Genomic DNA, 26,197 nt, shown 5'->3' with positions numbered 1-26,197 from the left:
GGCTGTTTGTGTGAAGTGATTCACATCCGCCGTGTCGATGGAGGCGCATTATAGGGAGTTTGCTTCTCAGCACAAGGGCTTTTTGGATCTTTTTTTCCGACTGCTGTTTTTTCAAACTTTTTGCGCTGTAACTGCGCAATTCGCTTAAATTTTGAGATGAGAAACCGTGAAATCAGGGCAATAATGATCCTCTACTTCCCTAAGTGATCGTTTTCAAGAGGTAATCATGGCCGCAGACTTACGCCACTATAAAGATCTTTTCCCAGCCATAGGCGCACGCGTACTGATTGATCCCACCAGCGTAGTGATTGGCGACGTTCGTATTGGCGATGATGTCAGTATCTGGCCGCTGGTCGCTATTCGTGGCGATGTTAATTATGTCCAGATTGGCTCGCGCAGCAATATCCAGGACGGTAGCGTTCTCCACGTGACCCATAAATCGGCGCATAACCCGGGCGGTAATCCACTCGTCATTGGCGACGACGTAACGGTTGGGCACAAAGTGATGCTACACGGCTGCACCGTGGGCAATCGGGTTCTGGTCGGGATGGGGTCGATTCTGCTGGATGGCGTGGTGGTTGAAGATGATGTGATGATTGGTGCGGGCAGTCTTGTGCCACAGCATAAGCGCCTGGAAAGTGGCTATCTTTATCTGGGCAGCCCGGTTAAACAGATCCGCCCATTAAAAGAGTCTGAACTGGAAGGGTTGAAATATTCAGCCAACAACTATGTAAAATGGAAAGATGACTATCTGAATCAGGATAACCAGACCCACCCCTGATTATCTTCTTGCTGATTGCGGATAAGCTCGCTGGCTTCTTCTTCCAGATCCCAGCGATTTTCCAGGAACAGTTCCAGCCATTGCCGCGACGTTTCCCCACCAAAACGGGCGGCAATCGTTTCGCCACTAATGGCACACGTTAACTGCATGCCGTGTACCAACGCAGGAAAACAGACTGCACTTTGACGTTCATCCCAATGCTCGCGATCCGGGAATTGAATAGCCTGATTCACGCGCTCAACTCCCGCTTCATCAATTCAATAACCGGTTCTATCTCCGGAAGTACGCCATGCCACAACAATACCGAGTGCGCAGCCTGCCCCACCAGCATGCCCAGTCCATCGACGCACTGTTTGGCCCCATGCTGCCGACACCAGGTGAGGAACGGCGTATCCCCTTTCTGATAGAACATATCGTAGCAATAAAGAGAAGGATGGATCAGCGAAGCCGGGATCGCGGGAATATCACCATTAATCCCACTTGATGTGGCATTAATGATCAAATCAAATTCATGCCCTTCAAGCGCATCTAACGCTCGTGCTTTAACGCTGCCCGTATGAGCAAATAGCTGAGCCAGTTCTTCGGCACGTGAAGCCGTGCGGTTGGCAATCGTCACGGCACAATCCATCGAAAGTAACGGCAGCAAAACACCACGCGTCGCACCTCCCGCCCCCAGCAGCAGAATACGTAGCCCTGGTCGAATAAAGGAGAGACGTTCCAGATCGCTCAACAAACCGATCCCATCAGTGTTGTCGCCCAATAGGCGACCATCATCAAGCCGCTTAAGCGTGTTGACTGCACCAGCCAGTGCAGCGCGTTCAGTCAACTCATCAGCCCTCGCAAAGGCTTCTTCTTTAAAAGGAACCGTGATGTTGGCACCTTTTCCACCTTCTGCGAAGAAAGCGTTCAGCGTATTCACAAAATCATTCAGCGGTGCCAGCACGCGTCCATAAGGATGAGAGATCGTTAATTGCTGTGCAAACTGCTGATGAATAAATGGTGATTTGCTGTGAACAATCGGATTGCCAAAAACGGCGTAGGTTTCCATGAGTTACCCCTGGCGGAAAAGTTCGCCCGTCAGGGCATCACGGATTTCAGATGGGTTGAGCCGACCACCGGTCAGTGCGTCCACCACCGGAAATTCGCGACCAAACTGCTGACGCACTTCCTCTGTGGTACGGCAAGGTGGCTGCCCGCTGAGATTCGCGCTGGTTGAGACCAGTGGTTTGCCGTACACATTACACAATTCGATGACCACGGGGTGGTCAGTCACACGCACAGCGAGAGAATCAAAGCGGCCAGTCAGCCAGGACGGCGTTGTATTTTTTGCCGGGAACACAAAAGTCACCGGGCCAGGCCAGCAGGCAAAAACCGCCTCACGCTGCGTCGATGTTAAAGCAGTATCATCTATATAAGGTTTCAGTTGCTCGAAGCTCGCCGCAATCAGGATCAGACCTTTTTCGACCGGTCGTTGTTTAAGTTCCAGCAGGCGATGCACAGCAATTTCACTGTCAGGATCACAACCTACGCCAAACACGGCTTCAGTTGGGTAAGCGATGACTTCTTTATTCTTCAGAGCGACAACCGCACGCTGTACGCCCTCTGATGGCAGGTTATTATTCACTGATTTATTCCGCCGGAATCGGCTTTCCACATTGTTTACTGGCGCAATAGCGTTTAAGACCGTGCGCCGTTTTCTTTTCGATGAGCAGCGGGTAATGGCACTCAGGACACTCACCCGCGACGGGTGTGAAATTAAGGACAAACTGGCATTCCGGATAGCGATCGCAGGAGTGAAACGTTTTTCCATAACGTGAACGGCGCTGAACCAGATGCCCTTGCTGGCACTGCGGGCAGGCGATAGCCGTTTCATCAGGTTTGTCGATAAGTTCGGTATGCTCACAGGCGGGGTACTGGCTACAGCCGATAAACATACCGAAGCGTCCCTGACGAAGCGCCAGTTCAGCCCCACATTCGGGGCATAACTGCCCCTCCAGCATTTTGACAATATGTCCATCCGCCTGACTCTTCAGGGGACGGACATAATCACAATCTGGATAATGGGAACAACCTAGAAACGGCCCGTGCTTGCCGGACCGTATTACCAGTTCAGCCCCGCATTGTGGGCAGGGCTCATTTTTACGCACTGTAAAGAGTGCTGATTTGGCCATAACAACTCTTGCTGTTGCACAATGGAATTAGTGCAGCATACCTTCATTCACGTCGAAGAGTAATTCTTCCATTTGTTGATACGCGTTTTCACACCCCGGAAGATTGAACAACACCATCAGAATCACCCATTTGAGATCTTCCAGTTCAAACTCTGCGGTATCCAGAGCCATCACGCGTTCAATCACCATTTCTCGCGTTTCGAGGTTTAGCACCTGAATCTGTTCCAGGAATAACAAGAATCCCCGACAACTGGCATCCAGTCTCTGGCTCTCTTCCGCCGTAAAGATGCGGACAGAAAGCGGATCGGAAGCCAACTGCATCGGTTCAACAAGCCCTTCCTGATAATCAGCGAGCTTCTCCAGCCACATCAACGCGTTGAAAATGTCCTCACGTTCAAAACCTGCCTCGGTGAGATCGCGTGTCAGTTTATCCTGATCCACGCGCATTTCAGCTTCGTTATGGATGTAAGTTTCAAACAAGTACAGTAGTACGTCGAACATGGCATGCCCTCCTTAATCGGACATAGCCGCCGGGTACAGCTGCGATCCATCCTGCTAACTCCAGTTCGAGTAGCTGAGCCACGGTCACTGGCACAGGTTGGCCGGCACGTTCAGCGACGACGTCAACAGGTGTTACCTCATCTCCTACGTTAGCCAGGAGCTCGGGAAATGGCAATGCTACAGAATCCTGATCTGTTGAATATTTTGACGTATCCTGCGCATCTGAGTGCTGAAAAAGCTCAATTGGCCTGTTTTCAAGAATATCATCAGGCGTCGTGACCATTATGGCGCCTTGCTGTATCAACCAGTGCGGCCCTTCTGAACCGGGGCTACCCAAAGGGCCAGGGATAGCGTACACATCCCGCCCCTGCTCCAGCGCGCAACGAGCCGTGACCAGTGAGCCGCTTTTCAATGCCGCTTCAACCACCAGTACGCCTCGGCTGAGCCCACTGATAATACGATTACGACGCGGAAAATTGTGCGGAAACGGCGTCATTGAGAGAGGGAACTCAGATACCAGCGCCCCGCCAGACGCCACGATATCTTCGGCCAGTTGACGGTGACGATGTGGGTAGATGTGGTTTAAACCACTTCCCAATACAGCGATGGTTTTCCCGGCCACACGTAAGGCGCTGCGATGCGCCACCGCATCGACACCAATTGCAAGCCCGCTGGTTATCGTTACTTCTCGCTGCGCTAAAACCTCGCAAAACGCGCTACCCCAACGCTCGCCGTACCAGGAGATGTTTCGACTGCCAACCACGGCCAGTTGATAAGAACTGAGAAGCGATAAATTTCCACGAACAAAAAGCGCAGTTGGATAGTCACTGATAGCGCGGAGTGCATGAGGATAGAGAGGGGAATCCGCAAGAAGTAAATGATTTTCAGGCTGCGAAAGCCAGTGCTGGCCTTCCGCAACCTCTTGCTCAGTCACGGAAAAAAATCGCGCCGCCTGCTTTGCGGTTAGTCCGACATCTCGCAGGTTTTTCAGCGTCACCGTTGCCTCATTCATCAGGGCGTCAGCGATGTTTTGCATTCGGTCGCCGTAGAGATCGTTAACTTTTATCAGACGAAGCCATATCTCGGTCAATGACATCCTTTTCCCCTTGCCACAAGCGGCAGCAGCAATCTTTGCGATTGGTCACTGATGCTGTCAATTAGAGGGGGTTTTGTCTAGAATAGAGGTAATATTCTTTCCAACTCCTGAACAGAACTCTGGAGATTTATGGCAGTTTTGCAAGTGTTACATATTCCGGACGATCGTCTTCGCAAAGTCGCGAAACCGGTTGAAGAAGTAAATGCAGAAATTCAGCGTATCGTCGATGATATGTTCGAGACGATGTACGCCGAAGAAGGTATTGGTCTGGCAGCGACGCAAGTGGATATCCATCAGCGTATTATCGTGATTGATGTTTCAGAGAATCGCGATGAGCAACTGGTGCTGATTAATCCGGAGCTGCTGGAGAAACACGGCGATACCGGCATTGAAGAAGGTTGCCTGTCGATTCCGGAACAGCGTGCGCTGGTTCCCCGCGCTGAACAGGTAAAAATCCGTGCGCTCGACCGTAACGGTAAAGCATTCGAACTGGAAGCTGACGGCCTGCTGGCCATCTGTATCCAACACGAAATGGATCACTTAGTCGGTAAACTGTTTATCGATTACCTGTCTCCGCTGAAACAGCAACGTATTCGCCAGAAAGTCGAGAAACTGGATCGCCTGAACGCGCGTGCCTAAGGATAAGGATCAACGTGTCTGATTCACTACGTATCATCTTTGCGGGTACGCCCGATTTTGCAGCGCGTCACCTTGACGCGCTGTTGTCGTCTGAACATCAGGTGGTAGGCGTATTTACTCAGCCTGACCGCCCGGCAGGTCGTGGCAAAAAACTGATGCCGAGCCCGGTAAAAGTACTGGCTGAAGAGAAAGGCGTGCCGGTATTTCAGCCTGTCTCGCTACGTCCCGAAGAAAACCAAAAGCTGGTCGCTGATTTACAGGCTGACGTGATGGTTGTGGTTGCCTATGGGTTAATCCTGCCAAAATCCGTTCTGGGTATGCCGCGTCTCGGCTGTATTAACGTCCACGGTTCACTGCTGCCGCGCTGGCGCGGCGCCGCACCGATCCAGCGTTCCTTATGGGCTGGCGACACCGAGACGGGTGTTACCATTATGCAGATGGATGTAGGCCTTGATACGGGCGATATGCTGTATAAGCTTTCCTGCCCTATCACCGCCGAGGATACCAGCGGCAGCCTTTACGATAAGCTGGCCGAACTGGGGCCTCAAGGGATGCTGGATACACTTACTCAGCTTGCGGCGGGTACAGCAAAACCTGAAGTACAGGATGAAACGCGGGTGACCTACGCCGAGAAGCTCAGCAAAGAAGAAGCACGTGTTGACTGGTCATTGAGTGCAGCGCAACTCGAACGTTGCATTCGCGCTTTTAACCCGTGGCCGATGAGCTATATCGTCATTGACGAGCAGCCGGTGAAAATTTGGCAGGCTTCAGTTATCAATACGCCAACATCGGCAGAACCTGGAACAATCCTCGAGGCTACTCGCCAGGGGATTCAGGTCGCCACCGGTGAGGGGATCCTTAACCTGCTCTCCTTACAACCCGCAGGTAAGAAAGCGATGGGCGTGCAGGATCTGCTAAATTCACGCCGGGAGTGGTTTACTCCCGGAAACCGTCTTATCTGACGGCTACTCTCTTTTTTAAGCCCGGTGTCGCCGGGCATTTTTATTTTTGCGGTTATGAAAAAAAATACTAATTTACGCAGTCTGGCGGCTCAGGCCGTCGAGCAAGTCGTTGAGCAGGGACAATCATTAAGCAATGTCCTGCCTGCGATGCAGCAAAAAGTTTCTGATAAAGACAAAGCACTGCTGCAAGAGCTGTGTTTCGGCGTGCTTCGCACGCTTTCCCAACTGGACTGGCTCATCAATAAGCTGATGTCGCGCCCGATGGCGGGTAAACAGCGCACCATTCACTACCTGATTATGGTCGGCTTCTATCAGTTACTGCATACGCGAATCCCTGCCCATGCGGCGCTGGCGGAGACCGTTGAAGGCGCAGTGGCGGTAAAACGCCCTCAGTTGAAAGGACTGGTCAATGGCGTACTGCGTCAGTTTCAGCGCCAGCAAGAAGAGTTACTTGCCGAATTTGCTCGCAGCGAGGCTCGTTATTTGCACCCGGCGTGGCTGATAAAACGCATTAAAAAAGCATATCCACAGCAATGGGAAACCATCCTTGAAGCTAATAACCAGCGCCCCCCCATGTGGCTGCGCGTTAATCGTACTCATCATACCCGGGACGCATGGCTGGCAATGTTGGCAGATGGAGGGTTAACCGGCTTTCCGCATAACGATTATCCTGACGCTGTGCGCCTGGAAACCCCGGCACCAGTTCACACATTACCTGGCTTCGATGAAGGCTGGGTGACAGTTCAGGATGCTTCAGCACAGGGATGTATGACCTGGCTGCAGCCGAACAATGGCGAACAGATCCTCGATCTTTGCGCAGCACCTGGCGGTAAAACGACCCATATTCTGGAAGTTGCCCCAAATGCTGATGTCATGGCCGTTGATGTTGACGAAAAACGCCTGTCACGGGTCTATGACAACCTGAAACGCCTGGGTATGAAGGCCACGGTGAAACAGGGCGATGGCCGCTTCCCTGACCAGTGGTGTGGCAACCAGCAGTTCGATCGTATTCTTCTTGACGCGCCGTGCTCCGCAACTGGCGTAATTCGCCGTCACCCTGACATTAAGTGGTTACGCCGCGATCGCGACATTGCGGAATTAGCACAATTGCAGGCAGAAATTCTAAACGCGACCTGGGCGCATCTTAAACCGGGTGGTACGTTGGTTTACGCTACCTGTTCTATTCTGCCGGAAGAAAATACACAGCAAATTGCAGCTTTTCTGCAACGCACACCTGATGCCGTACTGAGTGAAACAGGTACACCAGAGCACCCAGGCAAGCAGAATTTACCAGGTGCGGAAGAAGGTGATGGTTTCTTTTACGCTAAGCTAATCAAAAAATGATGAGATAACAGGTCGCGACTGATGAAAATTATCATTCTGGGCGCAGGTCAGGTTGGCGGAACACTGGCCGAAAACCTGGTCGGAGAGAATAACGACATCACTATTGTTGATACCAATAGCGAGCGTCTGCGCGGGTTGCAGGACAAGTTTGACCTGCGCGTCGTGCAGGGTCATGGCTCTCATCCACGAGTGCTACGAGAAGCAGGTGCCGACGATGCCGATATGCTGGTCGCTGTCACCAGTTCCGACGAAACGAATATGGTGGCCTGCCAGGTTGCTTACTCTCTGTTTAATACGCCGAACCGCATCGCCCGTATTCGTTCTCCAGATTATGTGCGTGATGCGGAGAAACTCTTTAACACCGACGCCGTACCTATCGACCACCTTATTGCACCTGAGCAACTGGTCATCGATAGTATCTACCGCCTAATCGAATACCCTGGCGCGTTGCAGGTAGTTAACTTTGCCGAAGGCAAAGTGAGCCTTGCAGTGGTGAAAGCTTATTACGGCGGCCCATTAGTCGGGAATGCGCTCTCCACGATGCGTGACCATATGCCACATATTGATACGCGCGTAGCGGCCATATTTCGCCACGACACGCCTATCCGCCCGCAGGGTTCCACCATTGTTGAAGCCGGTGATGAAGTCTTCTTTATTGCCGCATCACAGCATATTCGTGCGGTGATGAGCGAGCTCCAGCGCCTGGAAAAACCCTATAAGCGCATCATGCTGGTTGGCGGTGGTAACATCGGCGCCGGGTTGGCGCATCGGCTGGAGAAAGACTACAGCGTGAAGTTGATCGAACGCGATCAACAGCGCGCAGCCGAGCTGGCAGAAAAACTGCAAAATACGATCGTCTTCTTTGGCGATGCATCGGATCAAGAGCTACTGGCAGAAGAGCATATCGATCAAGTGGATCTGTTCATCGCAGTAACTAATGATGACGAAGCGAATATCATGTCCGCCATGCTGGCCAAGCGTATGGGGGCGAAAAAAGTGATGGTGCTAATTCAGCGCCGCGCCTATGTTGATCTGGTGCAGGGCAGCGTGATCGACATCGCTATCTCACCGCAACAGGCGACTATCTCTGCGCTGCTAAGCCACGTGCGCAAAGCGGATATTGTCGGTGTATCTTCCTTGCGTCGTGGGGTAGCCGAAGCTATCGAAGCGGTTGCCCATGGTGACGAAAGCACATCGCGCGTAGTTGGTCGGGTAATTGACGAAATAAAACTACCCCCGGGTACGATTATCGGCGCCATTGTACGTGGTAACGATGTCATGATTGCCAACGATAATTTACGTATTGAACAGGGCGACCACGTAATTATGTTCCTGACGGATAAAAAATTTATTACCGACGTCGAACGATTGTTCCAGCCAAGTCCATTCTTCCTGTAATGACAAAAGGCGTTCTTCGGAACGCTTTTTTATTAACCCTTTATTATTCAAGGATAAATTTGCGCCACTGAATTATTGTTAATAATGGCAAATACATAAACATTTGTTAAACTTATAAACGTCAGCGAGCACAAGGAGAATAACATGAGCATTATTAAAGAGTTTCGCGAATTCGCAATGCGCGGAAACGTGGTTGATTTGGCGGTGGGTGTCATTATTGGTGCGGCGTTCGGTAAGATTGTATCGTCATTAGTAGCCGATATTATTATGCCGCCGTTGGGACTATTAATTGGTGGGATCGACTTTAAACAGTTTGCGGTAACGCTACGCGATGCGCAGGGAGATGTTCCCGCCGTCGTAATGCACTACGGCGTGTTCATTCAGAATGTCTTCGATTTTGTGATCGTCGCGTTCGCTATCTTTATGGCAATCAAACTGATTAACAAACTGAACCGTAAGAAAGAAGAGCCGGCGGCCGATCCAACCCCGACGAAAGAAGAAGTGCTGCTTTCTGAAATCCGCGACTTGCTGAAAGAACAGAATAACCGTTCTTAATCACGCCGCTAAAAGCAGAAGGCCAGTGGTAAAGAAGCGATTCGCTTGTTTGCCACTGGCCTCCCAGTTACCCCGTTTTGCATGTTTAGTTTTACGCAGATAACTTCCTTTCCCTTTTTTATTCTTCTCAACGCGCTGTCTGAACAGCGGGTCATGCAGTAGTGCCTCAATGGCGTTATCGTTAATCTGCCCTTTGGTATGTTGATAGCGGCTCATCATTTTCTCCTGATGGGTAATAATACGGCGCAAGTGTAGATCCGAACGGTGATAAATTCAACAGCCTTTAATATTGTTATCCGCCCCCTGCTCCAGCGTCTCAAGGATAGAACAATAAACGCTGCTATGCGCGGTTCCACAGCAGGCATCATTCAGTTTCTTAAGCGACCGTTGCATTGATTGTAACTCTTCAATACGTGACTCAACTTCGCTGAGGCGCGCCTGGACAATACTCTTGGATTCCTGGCAGGTGTGATGTTCAGGGTCAACGCGAATCGAGAGCAACTCGCGGATTGCTTCAAGGGTAAAACCCAGTTGGCGAGCATAGCGAATAAACTTCAGGCGCTGAAGATCGGTTCCGGTATACAGGCGGAATCCGCCTTCGGTACGAACTTCATGATCCATCATCTGCTGCTTTTCATAGTAGCGGATGGTATCGGGCGTCACGCCTGCCAGTTTTGCCAGTTCACCAATGCGATACATGGATGGTTACTCCTCATTAAACCGATTCATCAATTTTTCTGCGTATTCACCACGCAGAAAATCGGTACTTATGCCGGCCTGGCGCAATTTCAGTTCCATCAATGCGAGTCGACGACTTAATTCCTGATAGCGTTCGTCTTCCTTGTGAATGCCTTTCAGCAAATCAACCAACGCCATTGCTTCTTTGCGTAGCTCAAGCTCTGGTGGCAAACAGCCCGCGTTCTTCAACAAGCGATAACCTGAGCGTAGCGCTTCAGGTACAGCCGAATCGTCGTCCAGCATCAAAGGCTCGCCCTGCCCGGGTAAATTATCGAACTCACCGTTACGCTGAGCATCAGCAATGTGACGCTCTGCCCACAGGTCGATTAACCACATGACAGCACTCCGGAATGAGCAAAAGGGATACAACTATTGTAGAGAGATGGGGGAAGGGGAGATATAAAAAAACCCGCCGAAGCGGGTTTTTTTACGTTACTGCAGATTACTCTGCAGCAGCTTCTGCTTTCTCTGAACGATCAACCAGCTCGATGTAAGCCATCGGCGCGTTGTCGCCTGCACGGAAGCCACACTTCAGAATGCGAGTGTAACCACCGGCACGGCTCGCGAAACGCGGGCCCAGTTCGTTAAACAGTTTTGCCACGATCTCGTTATCACGAGTACGGGCGAATGCCAGACGACGATTAGCAACGCTATCAGTCTTGGCAAGAGTAATCAGCGGCTCAACTACGCGACGCAGTTCTTTCGCTTTAGGCAGGGTCGTCTTGATGATTTCATGACGAACCAGTGAACCTGCCATGTTGCGGAACATAGCCTGGCGATGGCTGCTGTTGCGGTTCAGTTGACGACCACTCTTACGATGGCGCATGACCTTATCCTTCTCAGTAAAACCTTAACCTGTGATCCGGTTACTCGTCAGCAATGCTTGCCGGTGGCCAGTTTTCCAGGCGCATGCCCAGAGACAAACCACGTGAAGCCAGCACGTCTTTAATCTCGGTAAGAGATTTTTTACCCAGGTTAGGCGTCTTAAGAAGCTCAACCTCGGTACGCTGTACCAGATCACCGATATAGTGGATAGCTTCTGCCTTAAGGCAGTTAGCAGAGCGGACAGTCAATTCCAGATCGTCAACAGGGCGCAGCAGGATCGGATCGAATTCTGGTTTCTCTTCTTTAACTTCTGGCTGACGTACATCACGTAAGTCAACAAAAGCTTCCAGTTGTTCAGCCAGGATGGTTGCCGCACGACGAATCGCCTCTTCAGGATCGATTGTGCCATTGGTTTCCATTTCGATGACCAGCTTGTCCAGGTCGGTACGCTGTTCTACACGCGCTGCTTCAACATTGTAGGCAATACGCTCTACAGGGCTGTAGCAGGCGTCGACCAACAGACGGCCGATCGGGCGCTCATCTTCTTCCGAATGAATTCGGGAAGAAGCCGGCACATAACCGCGACCGCGCTGAACTTTGATACGCATGCTAATAGCTGCGTTCTCATCGGTCAGGTGGCAGATCACGTGCTGCGGCTTGACGATTTCGACATCACCGTCGTGGGTGATATCGGCTGCGGTCACAGGGCCAATGCCAGATTTATTCAAGGTAAGAATAACTTCATCTTTACCCTGAACTCTCACCGCCAGCCCTTTCAGGTTGAGCAGGATTTCCAGGATATCTTCCTGAACGCCTTCTTTGGTGCTGTACTCATGAAGTACACCATCAATCTCAACCTCGGTCACCGCGCAACCCGGCATCGATGAGAGCAGAATACGGCGCAGTGCGTTACCCAGAGTATGGCCAAAGCCACGCTCTAAAGGCTCAAGGGTCACCTTGGCGTGCGTCGAACTCACTTGCTCGATATCTACCAGGCGCGGTTTTAGAAACTCTGTCACAGAACCCTGCATTGTGTCCTCTCTTTGGTACTAAGCTTTACTTGGAGTAAAGCTCGACGATCAGGTGTTCGTTAATGTCCGCAGACAGATCAGAACGCTCAGGCTGACGCTTGAACGTGCCTTCCATCTTGCCAGCATCAACTTCCAGCCAGGTTGGCTTTTCACGCTGTTCAGCCAGCTCAAGAGCGGCTTTCACGCGAGATTGCTTTTTCGCTTTCTCACGGATGCTAACAACGTCATTCGCTTTAACCTGATAAGAAGCGATGTTAACAACACGACCGTTTACCATGATTGCTTTATGGCTAACTAACTGGCGTGCTTCTGCACGAGTAGCGCCGAAGCCCATACGGTATACAACGTTGTCCAGACGACCTTCCAGCAGAGCCAACAGGTTTTCACCGGTGTTGCCTTTCAGACGTGCTGCTTCTTTATAGTAGTTACGGAACTGACGCTCCAGCACACCGTACATACGGCGAACTTTCTGCTTCTCACGCAACTGCACACCATAGTCAGACAGACGCGGTTTACGCGCACCGTGCTGGCCAGGAGCTTGTTCAATTTTACACTTGGTATCGATCGCGCGAACGCCAGACTTAAGGAATAAGTCGGTGCCCTCACGACGGCTCAGCTTGAGCTTAGGACCCAAATATCTTGCCATTTTCTTTCTCCAACTAACCTGGAAAACGTAGCGTTATACGCGACGTTTTTTCGGCGGACGACAACCGTTATGAGGGATCGGAGTCACATCAGTAATGTTAGTGATGCGGAAACCAGCGGCGTTCAGAGCACGAATAGTAGATTCGCGACCCGGACCCGGACCTTTGACCATAACTTCCAGATTCTTGATGCCGTATTCTTTTACGGCTTCTGCGCAACGCTCTGCCGCAACCTGAGCTGCGAACGGAGTGGATTTGCGAGAACCACGGAAACCGGAACCACCGGCTGTTGCCCAACCCAGCGCATTACCCTGACGATCGGTAATAGTCACGATGGTGTTGTTGAAAGAAGCATGGATATGAGCCACGCCGTCAGAGACTTGTTTTCTTACACGTTTACGTGCACGAATTGGTGCCTTTGCCATTATTCAATCACCCCGATTATTTCTTGATCGGTTTGCGCGGACCCTTACGGGTACGTGCGTTGGTCTTGGTACGCTGACCGCGAACCGGGAGACCACGACGATGACGCAAACCGCGATAGCAACCAAGATCCATCAGGCGCTTGATGCTCATGCTGATTTCACGGCGCAGATCACCTTCAACGACAAATTTGGCAACTTCGTCACGCAGCGTGTCGATTTGTTCTTCAGACAGCTCACTGATCTTAACACTTTCAGCGATGCCCGCCGCAGCTAAAATAGCCTTGGAACGGGTTTTGCCGACGCCGAAGATCGAAGTTAATGCGATCACGGCATGTTTTTGATCAGGAATGTTAATGCCTGCTATACGGGCCACTATGCACTCCTACTATTTAATATGTACGCACCATGCTGAAAAGCCCGTTTTCAGGATACTCAAATGGAAACGTACAGACATACAAAAGATTGGCTGGCTAATCTAGCCAGCTCAACCCAACTTTGCAAGAAAAATATGCGAATAAATCAGCCTTGGCGCTGTTTATGCTTCGGCTCGGCACTGCAAATCACACGGATGACACCATCACGCTTAACGATTTTGCAGTTACGGCATAATTTCTTGACGGAAGCACGAACTTTCATTTTTACTCTCCGTAACTTCTCGGGCGACCAATTATCGGCCGTAGCCTTTCAGGTTCGCCTTCTTCAATGCAGACTCGTACTGACTAGACATCATCAGAGTTTGCACTTGAGCCATAAAGTCCATAATCACGACAACAACGATAAGCAGCGAGGTTCCACCGAAGTAGAACGGCACTTTCATCGCATCACGCATGAACTCCGGGATCAGGCAGATAAAGGTAATATACAACGCACCAACCAGGGTCAGGCGGGTCATTACTTTATCGATATACTTCGCCGTTTGCTCTCCCGGACGAATTCCTGGTACAAATGCACCGGACTTCTTCAGGTTATCTGCTGTTTCACGCGGGTTGAAAACCAACGCCGTGTAGAAGAAACAGAAGAAGATGATCGCAGACGCATAGAGTAACACATAAAGCGGTTGCCCAGGCTGCAAATACAGCGAAATTGTTGTCAGCCAGTTCCAACCAGTCCCGCCCCCGAACCATGACGCGATGGTCGCCGGGAACAGAATAATACTGGAAGCGAAGATTGCCGGGATTACCCCTGCCATATTCACTTTCAGCGGTAAATGTGTGCTCTGTGCAGCATAGACACGACGACCCTGTTGACGTTTGGCGTAGTTTACCACAATGCGGCGTTGACCACGCTCAACAAATACAACAAAGAACGTCACTGCAAATACTAATACTGCAACCAACAGCAACAGGAGGAAGTGCAGGTCGCCTTGACGCGCTTGCTCGATAGTATGGGCAATGGCTGGCGGGAGTCCCGCAACGATACCAGCGAAGATAATGATTGAGATACCGTTACCGATACCACGCTCAGTAATCTGTTCGCCGAGCCACATCAGGAACATTGTCCCTGTAACCAGACTTACAACAGCGGTGAAATAGAATGCAAAGCCTGGGTTAATAACCAGGCCCTGCATACCAGGCATATTCGGCAGACCGGTAGCAATACCGATCGACTGGAATATAGCCAGCACCAGAGTACCGTAACGGGTGTACTGGCTGATCTTACGACGACCAGACTCCCCTTCTTTCTTAATTTCTGCCAACGTTGGGTGAACCACCGTCAGCAACTGGATAATAATCGATGCCGAAATATACGGCATGATACCCAGGGCAAAGATAGAAGCACGGCTGAGAGCACCACCAGAGAACATGTTAAACATCTCAATGATGGTGCCTCGCTGTTGCTCAAGCAGTTTGGCAAGTACAGCGGCATCAATACCAGGGATCGGAATGAAAGAGCCAATACGGAACACAATCAGCGCGCCGATAACAAACAGCAGTCTGCGTTTCAGCTCGCCTAAGCCACCTTTGGCACTTTGAAAATCTAATCCCGGTTGTTTAGCCATCTGCTACTTATTCCTCGATTTTACCGCCAGCAGCTTCGATAGCAGCACGAGCGCCTTTAGTAACACGCAGGCCACGAACAGTTACCGGAGTAGTGACTTCACCAGCCAGGATCACTTTCGCGAACTCGATCTGGATACCGATAATGTTAGCTGCTTTCAGCGTGTTCAGGTCTACAATACCGCCTTCCACTTTCGCCAGGTCAGACAGACGGATTTCCGCTGTAATCGCTGCTTTGCGAGAAGTGAAGCCGAATTTCGGCAGACGACGGTACAGAGGCATCTGACCACCCTCGAAACCACGACGTACGCCACCGCCAGAACGAGACTTCTGACCTTTGTGACCACGACCGCCGGTTTTACCGAGGCCAGAACCGATACCACGACCCAGACGGCGACCCGCCTTTTTAGAGCCTTCGGCCGGAGACAGAGTATTTAAACGCATCTCTTACTCCTCAACTTTAACCATGAAGGAAACCGCGTTGACCATACCACGAACAGCAGGAGTATCCTCGCGTTCTACGGTGTGACCAATACGACGCAGACCCAGGCCAAGCAGCGTTGCCTTGTGTTTCGGCAGACGACCGATTGCACTGCGGGTTTGAGTAATTTTAATAGTCTTTGCCATGGTTTATTTCCCCAGAATTTCTTCAACGGATTTACCACGCTTGGCAGCGACCATTTCCGGAGATTTCATATTTTCCAGACCATCGATAGTTGCACGAACCACGTTAATCGGGTTGGTGGAACCATACGCTTTAGCCAGAACGTTACGAACTCCAGCGACTTCCAGAACGGCGCGCATTGCACCACCGGCGATGATACCGGTACCTTCGGAAGCCGGCTGCATGAATACACGAGAACCTGTGTGAGTACCCTTAACTGGGTGCTGCAGGGTGCCGGTATTCAGCGCGACGTTAATCATATTGCGACGGGCTTTTTCCATCGCTTTCTGGATCGCTGCTGGAACTTCACGCGCTTTACCGTAACCAAAACCTACGCGACCGTTACCATCGCCTACTACAGTCAGAGCTGTGAAGGAGAAAATACGACCACCTTTAACGGTTTTAGATACGCGGTTTACCGCGATCAGCTTTTCCTGCAGTTCGCCAGCTTGTTTTTCGATGTGAGCCATCTTACACCTCTACCTTAGAACTGAAGGCCAGCTTCACGGGCAGCATCTGCCAGTGCCTGGACACGACCATGATATTGGAACCCGGAACGGTCAAAGGATACATCTTTGATGCCTTTTTCCAGAGCGCGTTCAGCAACAGCTTTACCCACAGCTGCAGCCGCGTCTTTGTTACCGGTGTACTTCAGTTGTTCAGAGATAGCTTTTTCTACAGTAGAAGCAGCTACCAGAACTTCGGAACCGTTCGGTGCAATTACCTGTGCGTAAATATGACGCGGGGTACGATGTACCACCAGGCGAGTTGCACCCAGCTCCTGGAGCTTGCGGCGTGCGCGGGTCGCACGACGGATACGAGCAGATTTCTTATCCATAGTGTTACCTTACTTCTTCTTAGCCTCTTTGGTACGCACGACTTCGTCGGCGTAACGAACACCCTTGCCTTTATAAGGCTCAGGACGACGGTAGGCGCGCAGATCTGCTGCAACCTGACCGATCACCTGCTTATCAGCGCCTTTCAGCACGATTTCAGTTTGAGTCGGACATTCAGCAGTGATTCCCGCAGGCAGCTGATGGTCAACCGGGTGAGAGAAACCTAAAGACAGGTTTACTACATTCCCTTTAACCGCTGCACGATAACCTACACCAACCAGCTGTAGCTTCTTAGTGAAGCCTTCGGTAACACCGATAACCATTGAGTTCAGCAGGGCACGCGCGGTACCAGCCTGAGCCCATCCGTCTACGTAACCATCACGCGGACCGAAGGTCAGAGCATTATCTGCATGTTTAACTTCAACAGCATCGTTGAGAGTACGAGTCAGCTCGCCGTTTTTACCTTTGATCGTAATAACCTGACCGTTGATTTTTACATCAACGCCGGCAGGAACAACGACCGGTGCTTTAGCAACACGAGACATTTTTTCCTCCGATTAGGCTACGTAGCAGATAATTTCGCCACCAAGACCAGCCTGGCGCGCTGCACGATCAGTCATAACACCTTTAGAGGTAGAAACAACTGCGATACCCATGCCGGCCATTACCTTCGGCAGCTCATCTTTACGTTTGTAGATGCGCAGACCTGGGCGGCTGACACGCTGAATGCTTTCTACAACAGCTTTACCCTGGAAATACTTAAGAGTAAGTTCCAGTTCCGGCTTGGTGTCGCCTTCAACTTTAAAATCTTCAATAAAACCTTCTTCCTTCAGCACGTTGGCAATTGCCACTTTCAGCTTGGAGGAAGGCATGGTGACCGCAGCTTTGTTCGCGGCCTGACCGTTACGGATACGGGTCAGCATATCCGCGATCGGATCTTGCATGCTCATCTGTCTTTACTCCCGTGATTCAATTGGTAATTACCAGCTAGCCTTTTTCAAGCCTGGTACTTCACCGCGCATAGCGGCTTCACGAAGCTTAATACGGCTCAACCCGAACTTGCCCACATAACCATGCGGACGACCTGTTTGACGGCAGCGGTTACGCTGACGAGACGGGCTGGAATCACGCGGCAGACTCTGCAGCTTCAGAACAGCGTTCCAACGATCTTCGTCGGATGCGTTCACATCAGAGATGATTGCTTTCAGTTCAGCGCGTTTAGCGAAGAATTTATCAGCTAAAGCCACGCGTTTTACTTCGCGTGCTTTCATTGATTGCTTAGCCATTCAGTAACCCTTACTTGCGGAACGGGAAGTCAAAGGCAGCCAGCAGAGCACGGCCTTCTTCGTCAGATTTCGCAGTAGTGGTAATGGTAATATCCAAACCACGCACGCGGTCGACTTTATCGTAGTCGATTTCTGGGAAGATGATCTGCTCACGGACACCCATGCTGTAGTTACCACGACCATCGAATGACTTAGCGGACAGGCCACGGAAGTCACGGATACGCGGTACAGCAATAGTGATCAGGCGCTCAAAGAACTCCCACATGCGTTCGCCACGCAGAGTTACTTTACAGCCGATCGGATAGCCCTGACGGATTTTGAAGCCTGCAACTGATTTGCGTGCTTTGGTGATCAGCGGTTTTTGACCGGAGATTGCTGCCAGATCGGCTGCTGCGTTATCCAGCAGTTTCTTGTCAGCGATCGCTTCACCAACACCCATGTTCAGGGTGATCTTCTCGACCCGAGGGACTTGCATGACAGAATTGTAGCTAAACTCAGTCATGAGTTTGTTAACTACTTCGTCTTTGTAGTAATCATGCAGTTTCGCCATCGTACTACTCCAAATTACTTGATAGTTTCGCTGTTAGACTTGAAGAAACGGACTTTTTTGCCGTCTTCGAATCTAAAGCCTACACGGTCGGCCTTGCCGGTTGCCGCATTGAAGATAGCAATGTTAGAGATCTGAATAGCTGCTTCTTTCTCTACAATGCCGCCTGGTTGGTTCAGGGCCGGAACCGGCTTCTGATGTTTCTTAACCAGGTTGATACCTTCAACAATGACCTTGCCGGAAGACAGGACATTTTTTACTTTACCGCGTTTACCTTTATCTTTACCGGTTAACACGATAACTTCGTCATCACGACGGATCTTCGCTGCCATGATTCGCTCCTTAGAGTACTTCTGGTGCCAGAGAGATAATTTTCATGAACTTCTCGTTACGAAGTTCACGAGTTACCGGCCCAAAAATACGCGTACCGATGGGCTGCTCGCTGTTATTGTTTAAAATAACGCATGCATTACCATCGAAGCGAATGACAGAACCGTCCGGGCGACGAACACCCTTCTTGGTGCGCACCACTACCGCCTTCAGCACATCACCTTTTTTGACCTTACCACGCGGAATTGCTTCCTTGATGGTGATCTTGATGATGTCGCCTACGCCTGCGTAGCGACGGTGCGAGCCACCCAGAACCTTGATACACATTACGCGACGTGCACCGGAGTTGTCGGCGACGTTCAGCATAGTCTGTTCTTGGATCATTTTAGTGCTCCGCTAATGTCAACTACTACTGAGACCCGAAAATCAGGCCATTAAAAAGCCCCATATATCGAGGGCGCGGCATTATAACACCACTCTCAAGATATGGGTAGAAAAAATAAACGGCCCATCGCTGAGCCGTTTATTCGTATCGAGAACGAGTACTGTATTACAGAACCGCTTTCTCTACAACGCGAACCAGCGTCCAGGACTTAGTCTTGGACAGCGGACGGCATTCGCGGATTTCAACCACGTCACCGGTACCGCATTCGTTGTTCTCGTCATGTACGTGCAGTTTGGTCGTACGTTTGATGAATTTACCGTAGATCGGGTGTTTCACAAAACGTTCGATAGCAACAACAATGGATTTCTCCATTTTCGCGCTAACGACGCGACCTTGCAGAGTACGGATTTTATCGGTCATTACGCACCCGCCTTCTGAGTCAGTAAAGTCTTAACACGTGCAACATCACGACGCACTTGCTTCAGCAGATGAGTCTGTTGCAGCTGGCCACTTGCAGCCTGCATGCGCAGGTTGAACTGCTCACGCAGCAAGTTCAGCAGCTCAGCGTTCAGATCTTCAACGCTTTTTTCACGCAGCTCTTTTGCTTTCATTACATCACCGTCTTAGTTACAAAGGTGGTTTTGATCGGCAGTTTCGCGGCTGCGAGGCCGAATGCTTCACGGGCCAGCTCTTCCGGTACACCGTCCATTTCATACAGGACTTTGCCCGGCTGAATCAAGGCAACCCAATACTCCACGTTACCTTTACCTTTACCCATACGAACTTCAAGAGGCTTCTCGGTAATCGGTTTGTCCGGGAATACACGGATCCAGATTTTACCTTGACGCTTCACTGCACGGGTCATAGCACGACGTGCTGCTTCGATCTGACGTGCAGTCAGACGACCACGGCCAACAGCTTTCAGACCGAAAGTGCCGAAGCTAACATCCGTACCCTGCGCCAGACCGCGGTTACGGCCTTTGTGCACTTTACGGAATTTTGTACGCTTTGGTTGTAACATCAGCGACGCTCCTTATTTACGGCCTTTACGCTGCTGCTTTTTAGGTTGAGCAGCCGGTTCCGGTTGTTCAACAGCAGCCATACCACCCAGGATCTCACCTTTGAAGATCCATACCTTAACGCCGATTACACCGTAAGTGGTGTGCGCTTCAGAGGTGTTGTAGTCGATGTCAGCACGCAGAGTGTGCAGCGGTACGCGACCTTCGCGGTACCATTCGGTACGTGCGATTTCCGCGCCGCCCAGACGGCCGCTAACTTCAACTTTGATACCTTTAGCGCCCAGACGCATTGCGTTCTGTACAGCACGCTTCATAGCACGACGGAACATAACGCGACGTTCCAGCTGAGAAGTGATGCTGTCAGCAACCAATTTAGCGTCCAGTTCAGGCTTACGAACTTCGGCGATATTGATCTGAGCAGGAACGCCAGCGATATCCGCTACGACCTTGCGCAGTTTTTCTACGTCTTCGCCTTTCTTACCGATAACGATACCCGGGCGAGCAGTGTGAATAGTCACACGGATGCTCTTAGCCGGACGCTCGATAACGATACGAGATACGGACGCTTTTGCCAGTTCCTTCGTCAGGTACTGACGTACTTTAAAATCGCTGTCCAGGTTGTCAGCGAATTCTTTGGTGTTCGCGAACCAGGTAGAGTTCCATGGTTTGACAATACCCAGGCGAATACCATTAGGATGTACTTTCTGACCCATTGCTAGTCTCCAGAGTCTCAGCGATCGGACACAACCACAGTAATGTGGCTGGTGCGCTTCAGGATGCGATCTGCACGACCTTTTGCACGCGGCATAATGCGCTTCATGCTCGGGCCTTCGTCTACGAAAATTTTCGCAACTTTCAGATCGTCAATGTCAGCGCCATCGTTGTGTTCAGCGTTAGCAATGGCAGATTCCAGTACTTTCTTGACCAGTACAGCCGCTTTCTTATTGGTGTAGGTCAGAATATCCAGGGCCTGCGACACTTTCTTACCGCGAATCAGGTCAGCAACAAGGCGAACCTTCTGAGCAGAAGAACGAGCATGGCGATGTTGAGCTAAAGTTTCCATCTCTTCCTCCTACCTTATTTCTTCTTCGCTTTTTTATCAGCAGCGTGGCCGCGATAAGTACGAGTCGGTGCGAATTCACCCAGTTTGTGACCAACCATTTCGTCGGTTACAAATACTGGAACGTGCTGACGACCATTATGGACAGCGATGGTCAAACCGATCATGTTAGGAAAGATCGTTGAACGACGGGACCAAGTGCGCAGGGGCTTCTTGTCTCCGCTTTCCACCGCTTTCTCTACCTTCTTCAGCAAGTGCAGGTCAATAAAAGGACCTTTCTTGAGAGAACGTGGCATGGCTTATCCTCTAAAATTATTTGCTACGGCGACGTACGATGAATTTATCAGTACGCTTGTTGCTGCGGGTCTTCTTACCTTTGGTCTGCAGGCCCCACGGGGAAACCGGGTGCTTACCAAAGTTACGACCTTCACCACCACCATGTGGGTGATCGACTGGGTTCATCGCAGTACCGCGAACGGTAGGACGAACACCACGCCAGCGTGCAGCACCTGCTTTACCCAGAACGCGCAGCATATGCTCAGCATTGCCAACTTCGCCCAGAGTAGCGCGGCAGTCTGCTTCGACTTTACGCATTTCACCAGAACGCAGACGCAGGGTGACATAAGCACCATCGCGAGCAACGATCTGAACGTAAGTACCAGCGGAACGTGCCAACTGACCGCCTTTACCTGGTTTCATTTCTACGTTATGAACGGTAGAACCAACCGGGATATTGCGCATCGGCAGGGTGTTGCCTGCTTTGATTGCAGCATCAACGCCAGATTGAATCTGGTCGCCAGCTTTCAGGCCTTTAGGGGCCAGGATGTAACGGCGTTCGCCGTCTTTGTACAGAACCAGCGCGATGTTCGCGGAGCGGTTCGGATCGTACTCAAGACGTTCAACTGTTGCCGGGATACCGTCTTTGTTGCGTTTGAAGTCAACAATACGATAAGCCTGCTTATGGCCACCACCGATGTGACGAGTGGTGATACGGCCATTGTTGTTACGACCACCGGATTTGCTGTTTTTTTCCAGCAACGGAGCAAAAGGTTTGCCCTTGTGCAGCTCAGGGTTAACCACTTTAACTACGTGGCGACGACCCGGAGATGTCGGTTTACATTTAACAACTGCCATTGTATTACTCCTCCGACTTACTCAGCGCCGCCAACGAAGTCCAGATTCTGGCCTTCTTTCAGGGTGACGTAAGCTTTTTTCCAGTCGCTACGACGACCGATACGCTGTCCGTGACGTTTAACTTTCCCTTTAACTACCAGGGTGTTAACGACTTCGACTTCGACTTCAAACAGTTTCTGCACAGCAGCTTTGATTTCTGCTTTGGTCGCGTCTTTAGCAACTTTGAGAACGATGGTGTTAGTTTTTTCCATCGCAGTAGACGCTTTTTCAGAAACGTGCGGTGCGCGCAGCACCTTCAGCAGACGTTCTTCACGAATCATGCCAGCATCTCCTCAACTTGCTTAACAGCATCAGCAGTCATTACGACTTTGTCGAAGGCGATCAGGCTAACCGGGTCGATACCCGTTGCATCGCGAACGTCAACCTTGTGCAGGTTACGTGCTGCGAGGAACAGATTCTCGTCCAGCTCACCGGTGATGATCAGCACATCTTCCAGAGCCATGTCTTTCAGTTTCTGAGCCAGCAGCTTAGTTTTAGGCGCTTCTACAGAGAACTTCTCGACAACGATCAGACGATCCTGACGTACCAGTTCGGACAGAATGCTTTTCAGCGCGCCGCGGTACATCTTTTTGTTAACTTTTTGACTGTGGTCCTGCGGACGAGCAGCGAAGGTCACGCCACCAGAACGCCAGATCGGGCTCTTGATAGAACCTGAACGCGCACGGCCGGTACCTTTCTGGCGCCACGGTTTTTTACCGGAACCAGTTACTTCAGCACGAGTCTTCTGAGCACGAGTACCCTGACGAGCACCAGCTGCATAAGCAACAACAACCTGGTGAACCAGCGCTTCGTTGAAATCACGACCGAAGGTAGTTTCGGAAACAGTCAGCGCGCTCTGCGCGTCTTTCAATACTAATTCCATTGCTATCCCCTTACGCCTTCACAGCTGGTTTAACGATCAGGTCGCTACCGGTTGCACCCGGAACTGCACCTTTTACCAGCAGCAGGTTGCGCTCAGCGTCAACACGTACTACGTCCAGGCTCTGAACGGTTACACGTTCGTTACCCAGTTGACCTGCCATTTTCTTGCCTTTGAACACTTTGCCCGGAGTCTGGTTCTGACCGATAGAACCCGGAACGCGGTGAGACAAGGAGTTACCGTGAGTAGCGTCCTGGGTACGGAAGTTCCAGCGCTTAACGGTACCAGCAAAACCTTTACCTTTAGAGGTACCGGTTACGTCAACTTTTTTAACTTCAGCAAACAGTTCTACGCTGATGTCCTGACCAACGGTGAACTCTTCACCATCTGCCAGACGGAACTCCCACAGGCCGCGGCCAGCTTCTACGCCAGCTTTAGCGAAATGGCCAGCTTCCGGCTTGGTTACACGGTTTGCTTTTTTAGCACCGGTGGTAACCTGAATAGCACGATAGCCATCGTTAGCCAGGTCTTTAACCTGAGTAACACGGTTTGCTTCAACTTCGATTACGGTTACTGGGATAGAGACGCCATCTTCAGTGAAGATGCGGGTCATACCCACTTTTTTACCGACTAAACCAATCATTGTATCAACCTCTCAATCGCTCGATGACCTGATTAACCCAGGCTGATCTGCACGTCTACACCGGCAGCCAGGTCCAGACGCATCAGAGCATCAACGGTTTTCTCGGTTGGCTCAACGATGTCAACCAGACGCTTGTGAGTGCGAATTTCGTACTGATCGCGCGCGTCTTTGTTAACGTGCGGAGAGATCAGAACGGTAAAGCGCTCTTTGCGGGTCGGCAGCGGGATCGGACCGCGAACCTGCGCACCAGTGCGCTTGGCAGTCTCGACGATTTCCGCGGTTGATTGATCGATCAGACGATGATCAAACGCTTTAAGGCGGATACGGATTCTTTGGTTCTGCATGAGACCAGAGCTCCAATTATTTTATAGACGAAATGATTACTCCTCATACCCATTACGATTGATGGGAGAGTGTAACCGTTCTTACGTAGTTCCCCGATTGGGAACATTGTTGATGACCAAAGAGCGCCATCGGGTTCATATCGAACCGCTGTCAATATTAGACAAGCCCGCGCATTATACGCAAATACCAGCGTGAAGCAAGGGGTGTTTAGAAATTAGTCATGACGATTTGCGTTGCTGCCCGCATCCTGCACTGTAAAAGGTGTCATCACGTAAGAAATACCGGAAAGCAGCTCGCAGCGCTGTTTTTTGCCTTTTGCACCTGGAACACGCCTTCGCCACACTCGTGGGCTGGACAACTTACCGGAGGTGAGTATGGATTATGCTCCCCTGCCCTTCTTCATTTTCTACACGCTATTAACACTGGCGCTTAGCTGGCATGACTGGCGGACAGGTCTGCTGCCTGACCGACTAACCTGCCCGCTCCTGTGGGGTGGCGTGTTGTATCATCTGTGCCTTTACCCTGCACGATTATCCCTATCGTTATGGGGAGCTATCGGAGGATACGCTACTTTTGCGCTGATTTACTGGGGATATCGGGGCATTCGCCATCGTGAAGGGTTGGGCTATGGCGATGTTAAATTGCTTGCCGCATTGGGTGCCTGGCACGGCTGGCAGGTACTTCCCAATCTGATACTCACGGCCTCATTGCTGGCCCTGATCTTTATCGGCCTGTCAGTACGCCATCGGCATGAACGGCTGGCCATAAAAAACCCGCTGTCCTTCGGCCCATTTCTGGCCGCAGCGGGTTTCATCATGTTCGGGCTAAAAGTAGCTTAGTCTTCGACTTTGATTTGCGACTGCAGATAATTTTGCAGGCCAATTTTTCCAATCAGATCCAGTTCAGTTTCCAGCCAGTCGATATGGTGCTCTTCTTCACTCAAAATATTGATAAGCATATCGCGGCTGACGAAGTCATGAACGCTATCGGCGTAAGCAATCGCCTCACGAAGATCCTTCGCACCTTCAAGCTCAAGGCGGAGATCCGATTGCAGCATCTCTTCGACATCTTCGCCAATTTGCAGTTTGCCGAGATCCTGAAGGTTTGGTATTCCTTCGAGAAACAAAATTCGCTCAATATACTTGTCAGCGTGTTTCATCTCATCGATAGATTCATGATACTCAATATCATTGAGGCGCATCAGGCCCCAGTTTTTGAACATTCTCGCATGGAGAAAGTATTGGTTTATCGCGACAAGCTCGTTTCCCAATAATTTATTGAGATAATTTATAACCTTAACATCACCTTTCATTATGTAGTCCCTCCGCTTCCACTTATTGAAGCGTAGAACGGGCTACAGGGATGTCAAAAAAAGAATCAGGCTCAGGCGATTTCCTGATATTCCGGCATCTGCATTAATTCGTCTTCCATCACTTCGCGGGCCGCACGAACACACTTACCGCATTGATTTCCCACGGGTATGAATTTGCGCAATTGCTGGAAAGATTGAGGATGAAACTGGCGAACTGCCTGGCGAATTTTTTTATCGCTTACACCGTTACACAAACAAACGTACATAGTGACTCCCGCTTAATTTATGAACAGAGTGTAAATGAGAATAGTTATGATTACAATAGTAGATGACAAATGACGCAGCGGGTGCGCATTTTTAAATAAAAGCGTTAAACAGCGAAATTAAAAAAGCAAAAAGGGCGCCGAAGCGCCCTTTTTAAGCTCAAAACTAATTATTAAATAATTAGCTCATTACTTTAGCAACAACGCCCGCACCAACGGTACGGCCGCCTTCACGGATTGCGAAACGCAGACCGTCGTCCATCGCGATCGGGTGGATCAGGGTAACAACCATTTTGATGTTGTCGCCCGGCATTACCATCTCTACGCCTTCCGGCAGTTCGATGGTA

The 26,197-nt window shown here is 50.7% G+C and carries 47 protein-coding genes; 7 read left to right on the top strand and 40 right to left on the bottom strand.

Annotated features, from left to right (window positions below; translation table 11 throughout):
- Nucleotides 1–226 precede the first annotated feature (226 nt).
- Complete coding sequence (locus tag VSR74_RS22780; protein WP_347796772.1) at nucleotides 227–781, top strand: gamma carbonic anhydrase family protein; 555 nt, start codon at nucleotides 227–229, stop codon at nucleotides 779–781.
- Here VSR74_RS22780 and VSR74_RS22775 read toward each other — a convergent pair.
- Genes VSR74_RS22775 through dprA form a run of 6 tightly spaced genes read right to left on the bottom strand, consistent with a single transcriptional unit; the run spans nucleotide 757 to nucleotide 4,549 of the window.
- A complete protein-coding gene (locus tag VSR74_RS22775; protein ID WP_347796771.1) occupies nucleotides 757–1,014 on the bottom strand; it encodes a DUF1488 family protein in 258 nt (85 codons plus the stop codon). The two genes, VSR74_RS22780 and VSR74_RS22775, sit on opposite strands and share 25 nt — an antisense overlap.
- Nucleotides 1,011–1,829 (bottom strand): shikimate dehydrogenase, encoded by an 819-nt coding sequence (gene aroE, locus VSR74_RS22770; RefSeq protein ID WP_347796770.1) that lies wholly within the window; start codon nucleotides 1,827–1,829, stop codon nucleotides 1,011–1,013. The genes VSR74_RS22775 and aroE overlap by 4 nt, the downstream gene beginning before the upstream one ends.
- Nucleotides 1,830–1,832: 3 nt before the next feature.
- A complete protein-coding gene (tsaC, locus tag VSR74_RS22765; protein WP_347796769.1) occupies nucleotides 1,833–2,405 on the bottom strand; it encodes an L-threonylcarbamoyladenylate synthase type 1 TsaC in 573 nt (190 codons plus the stop codon).
- A gap of 4 nt (nucleotides 2,406–2,409) precedes the next feature.
- The gene (locus VSR74_RS22760; RefSeq protein ID WP_347796768.1) at nucleotides 2,410–2,952 is read right to left on the bottom strand and encodes a DNA topoisomerase family protein; all 543 of its coding nucleotides are present in this window, start codon (nucleotides 2,950–2,952) and stop codon (nucleotides 2,410–2,412) included.
- A 27-nt stretch (nucleotides 2,953–2,979) separates the two neighbouring features.
- Nucleotides 2,980–3,453, bottom strand: coding sequence for a DUF494 family protein Smg (smg, locus tag VSR74_RS22755; RefSeq protein WP_015962757.1), 474 nt, complete (start codon nucleotides 3,451–3,453; stop codon nucleotides 2,980–2,982).
- Nucleotides 3,425–4,549 carry a DNA-protecting protein DprA gene (gene dprA, locus VSR74_RS22750; protein ID WP_347796767.1) on the bottom strand — a complete coding sequence of 375 codons (1,125 nt, stop codon included), beginning with the start codon at nucleotides 4,547–4,549 and terminating at the stop codon, nucleotides 3,425–3,427. Before dprA ends, smg begins: the two co-directional genes overlap by 29 nt.
- A 129-nt stretch (nucleotides 4,550–4,678) precedes the next feature.
- Between dprA and def the strand changes: the two genes are divergently transcribed.
- The 5 genes from def to mscL all read left to right on the top strand — a co-directional run bounded on the left by def (nucleotide 4,679) and on the right by mscL (nucleotide 9,447).
- On the top strand, nucleotides 4,679–5,188 hold the full coding sequence (gene def / locus VSR74_RS22745; protein ID WP_347796766.1) for a peptide deformylase: 510 nt from the start codon (nucleotides 4,679–4,681) through the stop codon (nucleotides 5,186–5,188).
- Between the two features lie 14 nt (nucleotides 5,189–5,202).
- Nucleotides 5,203–6,150, top strand: coding sequence for a methionyl-tRNA formyltransferase (fmt, locus tag VSR74_RS22740; protein WP_347796765.1), 948 nt, complete (start codon nucleotides 5,203–5,205; stop codon nucleotides 6,148–6,150).
- A 54-nt stretch (nucleotides 6,151–6,204) separates the two neighbouring features.
- Nucleotides 6,205–7,494 (top strand): 16S rRNA (cytosine(967)-C(5))-methyltransferase RsmB, encoded by a 1,290-nt coding sequence (rsmB, locus tag VSR74_RS22735; RefSeq protein ID WP_347796764.1) that lies wholly within the window; start codon nucleotides 6,205–6,207, stop codon nucleotides 7,492–7,494.
- Nucleotides 7,495–7,515: 21 nt separating this feature from the next.
- Nucleotides 7,516–8,892, top strand: a complete 1,377-nt coding sequence (gene trkA / locus VSR74_RS22730; protein WP_347796763.1) for a Trk system potassium transporter TrkA — start codon at nucleotides 7,516–7,518, stop codon at nucleotides 8,890–8,892.
- Between the two features lie 144 nt (nucleotides 8,893–9,036).
- On the top strand, nucleotides 9,037–9,447 hold the full coding sequence (mscL, locus tag VSR74_RS22725; RefSeq protein WP_347796762.1) for a large-conductance mechanosensitive channel protein MscL: 411 nt from the start codon (nucleotides 9,037–9,039) through the stop codon (nucleotides 9,445–9,447).
- On the opposite strand, the gene VSR74_RS22720 is transcribed toward mscL, so the two are convergent.
- The 31 genes from VSR74_RS22720 to rpsJ form a co-directional block, all read right to left on the bottom strand.
- Nucleotides 9,448–9,663, bottom strand: coding sequence for an alternative ribosome-rescue factor A (locus VSR74_RS22720; protein WP_015962750.1), 216 nt, complete (start codon nucleotides 9,661–9,663; stop codon nucleotides 9,448–9,450). It lies immediately after the preceding gene.
- Nucleotides 9,664–9,720: 57 nt separating this feature from the next.
- Nucleotides 9,721–10,146: a Zn(2+)-responsive transcriptional regulator gene (gene zntR, locus VSR74_RS22715; RefSeq protein ID WP_276224738.1), complete on the bottom strand. Its 426-nt coding sequence runs from the start codon at nucleotides 10,144–10,146 to the stop codon at nucleotides 9,721–9,723.
- A gap of 6 nt (nucleotides 10,147–10,152) precedes the next feature.
- A complete protein-coding gene (locus VSR74_RS22710; protein WP_347796761.1) occupies nucleotides 10,153–10,521 on the bottom strand; it encodes a DnaJ family domain-containing protein in 369 nt (122 codons plus the stop codon).
- Nucleotides 10,522–10,627: 106 nt separating this feature from the next.
- Nucleotides 10,628–11,011 (bottom strand): 50S ribosomal protein L17, encoded by a 384-nt coding sequence (gene rplQ / locus VSR74_RS22705; protein WP_001216368.1) that lies wholly within the window; start codon nucleotides 11,009–11,011, stop codon nucleotides 10,628–10,630.
- 40 nt (nucleotides 11,012–11,051) lie between these two features.
- Nucleotides 11,052–12,041 (bottom strand): DNA-directed RNA polymerase subunit alpha, encoded by a 990-nt coding sequence (locus VSR74_RS22700; protein ID WP_015962747.1) that lies wholly within the window; start codon nucleotides 12,039–12,041, stop codon nucleotides 11,052–11,054.
- Between the two features lie 25 nt (nucleotides 12,042–12,066).
- The gene (gene rpsD, locus VSR74_RS22695; RefSeq protein WP_002919224.1) at nucleotides 12,067–12,687 is read right to left on the bottom strand and encodes a 30S ribosomal protein S4; all 621 of its coding nucleotides are present in this window, start codon (nucleotides 12,685–12,687) and stop codon (nucleotides 12,067–12,069) included.
- Between the two features lie 33 nt (nucleotides 12,688–12,720).
- Nucleotides 12,721–13,110: a 30S ribosomal protein S11 gene (rpsK, locus tag VSR74_RS22690; protein ID WP_002919257.1), complete on the bottom strand. Its 390-nt coding sequence runs from the start codon at nucleotides 13,108–13,110 to the stop codon at nucleotides 12,721–12,723.
- A 16-nt stretch (nucleotides 13,111–13,126) separates the two neighbouring features.
- Nucleotides 13,127–13,483: a 30S ribosomal protein S13 gene (rpsM, locus tag VSR74_RS22685; RefSeq protein WP_347796760.1), complete on the bottom strand. Its 357-nt coding sequence runs from the start codon at nucleotides 13,481–13,483 to the stop codon at nucleotides 13,127–13,129.
- A gap of 146 nt (nucleotides 13,484–13,629) precedes the next feature.
- Nucleotides 13,630–13,746 (bottom strand): 50S ribosomal protein L36, encoded by a 117-nt coding sequence (gene rpmJ / locus VSR74_RS22680; RefSeq protein ID WP_000868187.1) that lies wholly within the window; start codon nucleotides 13,744–13,746, stop codon nucleotides 13,630–13,632.
- 31 nt (nucleotides 13,747–13,777) lie between these two features.
- Nucleotides 13,778–15,109 (bottom strand): preprotein translocase subunit SecY, encoded by a 1,332-nt coding sequence (secY, locus tag VSR74_RS22675; protein WP_015962746.1) that lies wholly within the window; start codon nucleotides 15,107–15,109, stop codon nucleotides 13,778–13,780.
- Between the two features lie 7 nt (nucleotides 15,110–15,116).
- Nucleotides 15,117–15,551 carry a 50S ribosomal protein L15 gene (gene rplO, locus VSR74_RS22670; RefSeq protein WP_347796759.1) on the bottom strand — a complete coding sequence of 145 codons (435 nt, stop codon included), beginning with the start codon at nucleotides 15,549–15,551 and terminating at the stop codon, nucleotides 15,117–15,119.
- Nucleotides 15,552–15,554: 3 nt separating this feature from the next.
- Complete coding sequence (gene rpmD / locus VSR74_RS22665) at nucleotides 15,555–15,734, bottom strand: 50S ribosomal protein L30 (RefSeq protein ID WP_001140434.1); 180 nt, start codon at nucleotides 15,732–15,734, stop codon at nucleotides 15,555–15,557.
- 3 nt (nucleotides 15,735–15,737) lie between these two features.
- Complete coding sequence (gene rpsE, locus VSR74_RS22660) at nucleotides 15,738–16,241, bottom strand: 30S ribosomal protein S5 (protein WP_015962744.1); 504 nt, start codon at nucleotides 16,239–16,241, stop codon at nucleotides 15,738–15,740.
- A 14-nt stretch (nucleotides 16,242–16,255) separates the two neighbouring features.
- Complete coding sequence (gene rplR, locus VSR74_RS22655; RefSeq protein WP_006817270.1) at nucleotides 16,256–16,609, bottom strand: 50S ribosomal protein L18; 354 nt, start codon at nucleotides 16,607–16,609, stop codon at nucleotides 16,256–16,258.
- Nucleotides 16,610–16,618: 9 nt separating this feature from the next.
- On the bottom strand, nucleotides 16,619–17,152 hold the full coding sequence (gene rplF / locus VSR74_RS22650; protein ID WP_012135817.1) for a 50S ribosomal protein L6: 534 nt from the start codon (nucleotides 17,150–17,152) through the stop codon (nucleotides 16,619–16,621).
- 12 nt (nucleotides 17,153–17,164) lie between these two features.
- On the bottom strand, nucleotides 17,165–17,557 hold the full coding sequence (gene rpsH / locus VSR74_RS22645) for a 30S ribosomal protein S8 (protein WP_003031127.1): 393 nt from the start codon (nucleotides 17,555–17,557) through the stop codon (nucleotides 17,165–17,167).
- A 30-nt stretch (nucleotides 17,558–17,587) separates the two neighbouring features.
- Nucleotides 17,588–17,893: a 30S ribosomal protein S14 gene (rpsN, locus tag VSR74_RS22640; protein WP_003863291.1), complete on the bottom strand. Its 306-nt coding sequence runs from the start codon at nucleotides 17,891–17,893 to the stop codon at nucleotides 17,588–17,590.
- Nucleotides 17,894–17,903: 10 nt separating this feature from the next.
- Entirely contained in the window at nucleotides 17,904–18,443 is a 540-nt protein-coding gene (rplE, locus tag VSR74_RS22635) for a 50S ribosomal protein L5 (protein WP_023479410.1), read from the bottom strand.
- Nucleotides 18,444–18,457: 14 nt separating this feature from the next.
- Nucleotides 18,458–18,772 carry a 50S ribosomal protein L24 gene (gene rplX / locus VSR74_RS22630; protein WP_015962742.1) on the bottom strand — a complete coding sequence of 105 codons (315 nt, stop codon included), beginning with the start codon at nucleotides 18,770–18,772 and terminating at the stop codon, nucleotides 18,458–18,460.
- 10 nt (nucleotides 18,773–18,782) lie between these two features.
- Nucleotides 18,783–19,154: a 50S ribosomal protein L14 gene (gene rplN / locus VSR74_RS22625; RefSeq protein WP_000613954.1), complete on the bottom strand. Its 372-nt coding sequence runs from the start codon at nucleotides 19,152–19,154 to the stop codon at nucleotides 18,783–18,785.
- A 166-nt stretch (nucleotides 19,155–19,320) separates the two neighbouring features.
- Nucleotides 19,321–19,575: a 30S ribosomal protein S17 gene (gene rpsQ, locus VSR74_RS22620; protein ID WP_015962741.1), complete on the bottom strand. Its 255-nt coding sequence runs from the start codon at nucleotides 19,573–19,575 to the stop codon at nucleotides 19,321–19,323.
- Entirely contained in the window at nucleotides 19,575–19,766 is a 192-nt protein-coding gene (gene rpmC, locus VSR74_RS22615) for a 50S ribosomal protein L29 (RefSeq protein WP_015962740.1), read from the bottom strand. Before rpmC ends, rpsQ begins: the two co-directional genes overlap by 1 nt.
- Nucleotides 19,766–20,176 (bottom strand): 50S ribosomal protein L16, encoded by a 411-nt coding sequence (gene rplP, locus VSR74_RS22610; protein ID WP_002919759.1) that lies wholly within the window; start codon nucleotides 20,174–20,176, stop codon nucleotides 19,766–19,768. Before rplP ends, rpmC begins: the two co-directional genes overlap by 1 nt.
- A gap of 12 nt (nucleotides 20,177–20,188) precedes the next feature.
- Nucleotides 20,189–20,887, bottom strand: a complete 699-nt coding sequence (rpsC, locus tag VSR74_RS22605; protein WP_006817277.1) for a 30S ribosomal protein S3 — start codon at nucleotides 20,885–20,887, stop codon at nucleotides 20,189–20,191.
- A 17-nt stretch (nucleotides 20,888–20,904) separates the two neighbouring features.
- Nucleotides 20,905–21,237: a 50S ribosomal protein L22 gene (rplV, locus tag VSR74_RS22600; RefSeq protein ID WP_002919773.1), complete on the bottom strand. Its 333-nt coding sequence runs from the start codon at nucleotides 21,235–21,237 to the stop codon at nucleotides 20,905–20,907.
- A gap of 14 nt (nucleotides 21,238–21,251) precedes the next feature.
- A complete protein-coding gene (gene rpsS, locus VSR74_RS22595) occupies nucleotides 21,252–21,530 on the bottom strand; it encodes a 30S ribosomal protein S19 (RefSeq protein ID WP_001138117.1) in 279 nt (92 codons plus the stop codon).
- Between the two features lie 16 nt (nucleotides 21,531–21,546).
- A complete protein-coding gene (gene rplB, locus VSR74_RS22590) occupies nucleotides 21,547–22,368 on the bottom strand; it encodes a 50S ribosomal protein L2 (protein ID WP_015962739.1) in 822 nt (273 codons plus the stop codon).
- Between the two features lie 17 nt (nucleotides 22,369–22,385).
- Nucleotides 22,386–22,688: a 50S ribosomal protein L23 gene (rplW, locus tag VSR74_RS22585; protein WP_000617546.1), complete on the bottom strand. Its 303-nt coding sequence runs from the start codon at nucleotides 22,686–22,688 to the stop codon at nucleotides 22,386–22,388.
- On the bottom strand, nucleotides 22,685–23,290 hold the full coding sequence (rplD, locus tag VSR74_RS22580; RefSeq protein WP_000424395.1) for a 50S ribosomal protein L4: 606 nt from the start codon (nucleotides 23,288–23,290) through the stop codon (nucleotides 22,685–22,687). Before rplD ends, rplW begins: the two co-directional genes overlap by 4 nt.
- A 10-nt stretch (nucleotides 23,291–23,300) precedes the next feature.
- Nucleotides 23,301–23,930, bottom strand: a complete 630-nt coding sequence (rplC, locus tag VSR74_RS22575; RefSeq protein ID WP_017460069.1) for a 50S ribosomal protein L3 — start codon at nucleotides 23,928–23,930, stop codon at nucleotides 23,301–23,303.
- A 32-nt stretch (nucleotides 23,931–23,962) separates the two neighbouring features.
- Nucleotides 23,963–24,274 carry a 30S ribosomal protein S10 gene (rpsJ, locus tag VSR74_RS22570; RefSeq protein WP_001181005.1) on the bottom strand — a complete coding sequence of 104 codons (312 nt, stop codon included), beginning with the start codon at nucleotides 24,272–24,274 and terminating at the stop codon, nucleotides 23,963–23,965.
- Nucleotides 24,275–24,649: 375 nt separating this feature from the next.
- On the opposite strand from rpsJ, the gene VSR74_RS22565 reads away from it, so the two are divergent.
- Nucleotides 24,650–25,114 carry a prepilin peptidase gene (locus VSR74_RS22565; protein WP_347796758.1) on the top strand — a complete coding sequence of 155 codons (465 nt, stop codon included), beginning with the start codon at nucleotides 24,650–24,652 and terminating at the stop codon, nucleotides 25,112–25,114.
- On the opposite strand, the gene bfr is transcribed toward VSR74_RS22565, so the two are convergent.
- The 3 genes from bfr to VSR74_RS22550 all read right to left on the bottom strand — a co-directional run.
- Entirely contained in the window at nucleotides 25,111–25,587 is a 477-nt protein-coding gene (bfr, locus tag VSR74_RS22560; RefSeq protein WP_347796757.1) for a bacterioferritin, read from the bottom strand. The genes VSR74_RS22565 and bfr overlap by 4 nt on opposite strands.
- Nucleotides 25,588–25,658: 71 nt before the next feature.
- Complete coding sequence (bfd, locus tag VSR74_RS22555) at nucleotides 25,659–25,853, bottom strand: bacterioferritin-associated ferredoxin (protein WP_347796756.1); 195 nt, start codon at nucleotides 25,851–25,853, stop codon at nucleotides 25,659–25,661.
- A gap of 178 nt (nucleotides 25,854–26,031) precedes the next feature.
- A partial coding sequence (locus VSR74_RS22550) for an EF-Tu C-terminal domain-related protein (RefSeq protein ID WP_445829202.1) occupies nucleotides 26,032–26,197 on the bottom strand: 166 nt, incomplete at its 5' end.

Source organism: Pseudocitrobacter cyperus, from assembly GCF_039889165.1.
Lineage (GTDB): Bacteria > Pseudomonadota > Gammaproteobacteria > Enterobacterales > Enterobacteriaceae > Pseudocitrobacter > Pseudocitrobacter cyperus.
Note: the sequence above shows the minus strand (reverse complement) of the source record. Positions and strands in the feature narration are given on the sequence as shown.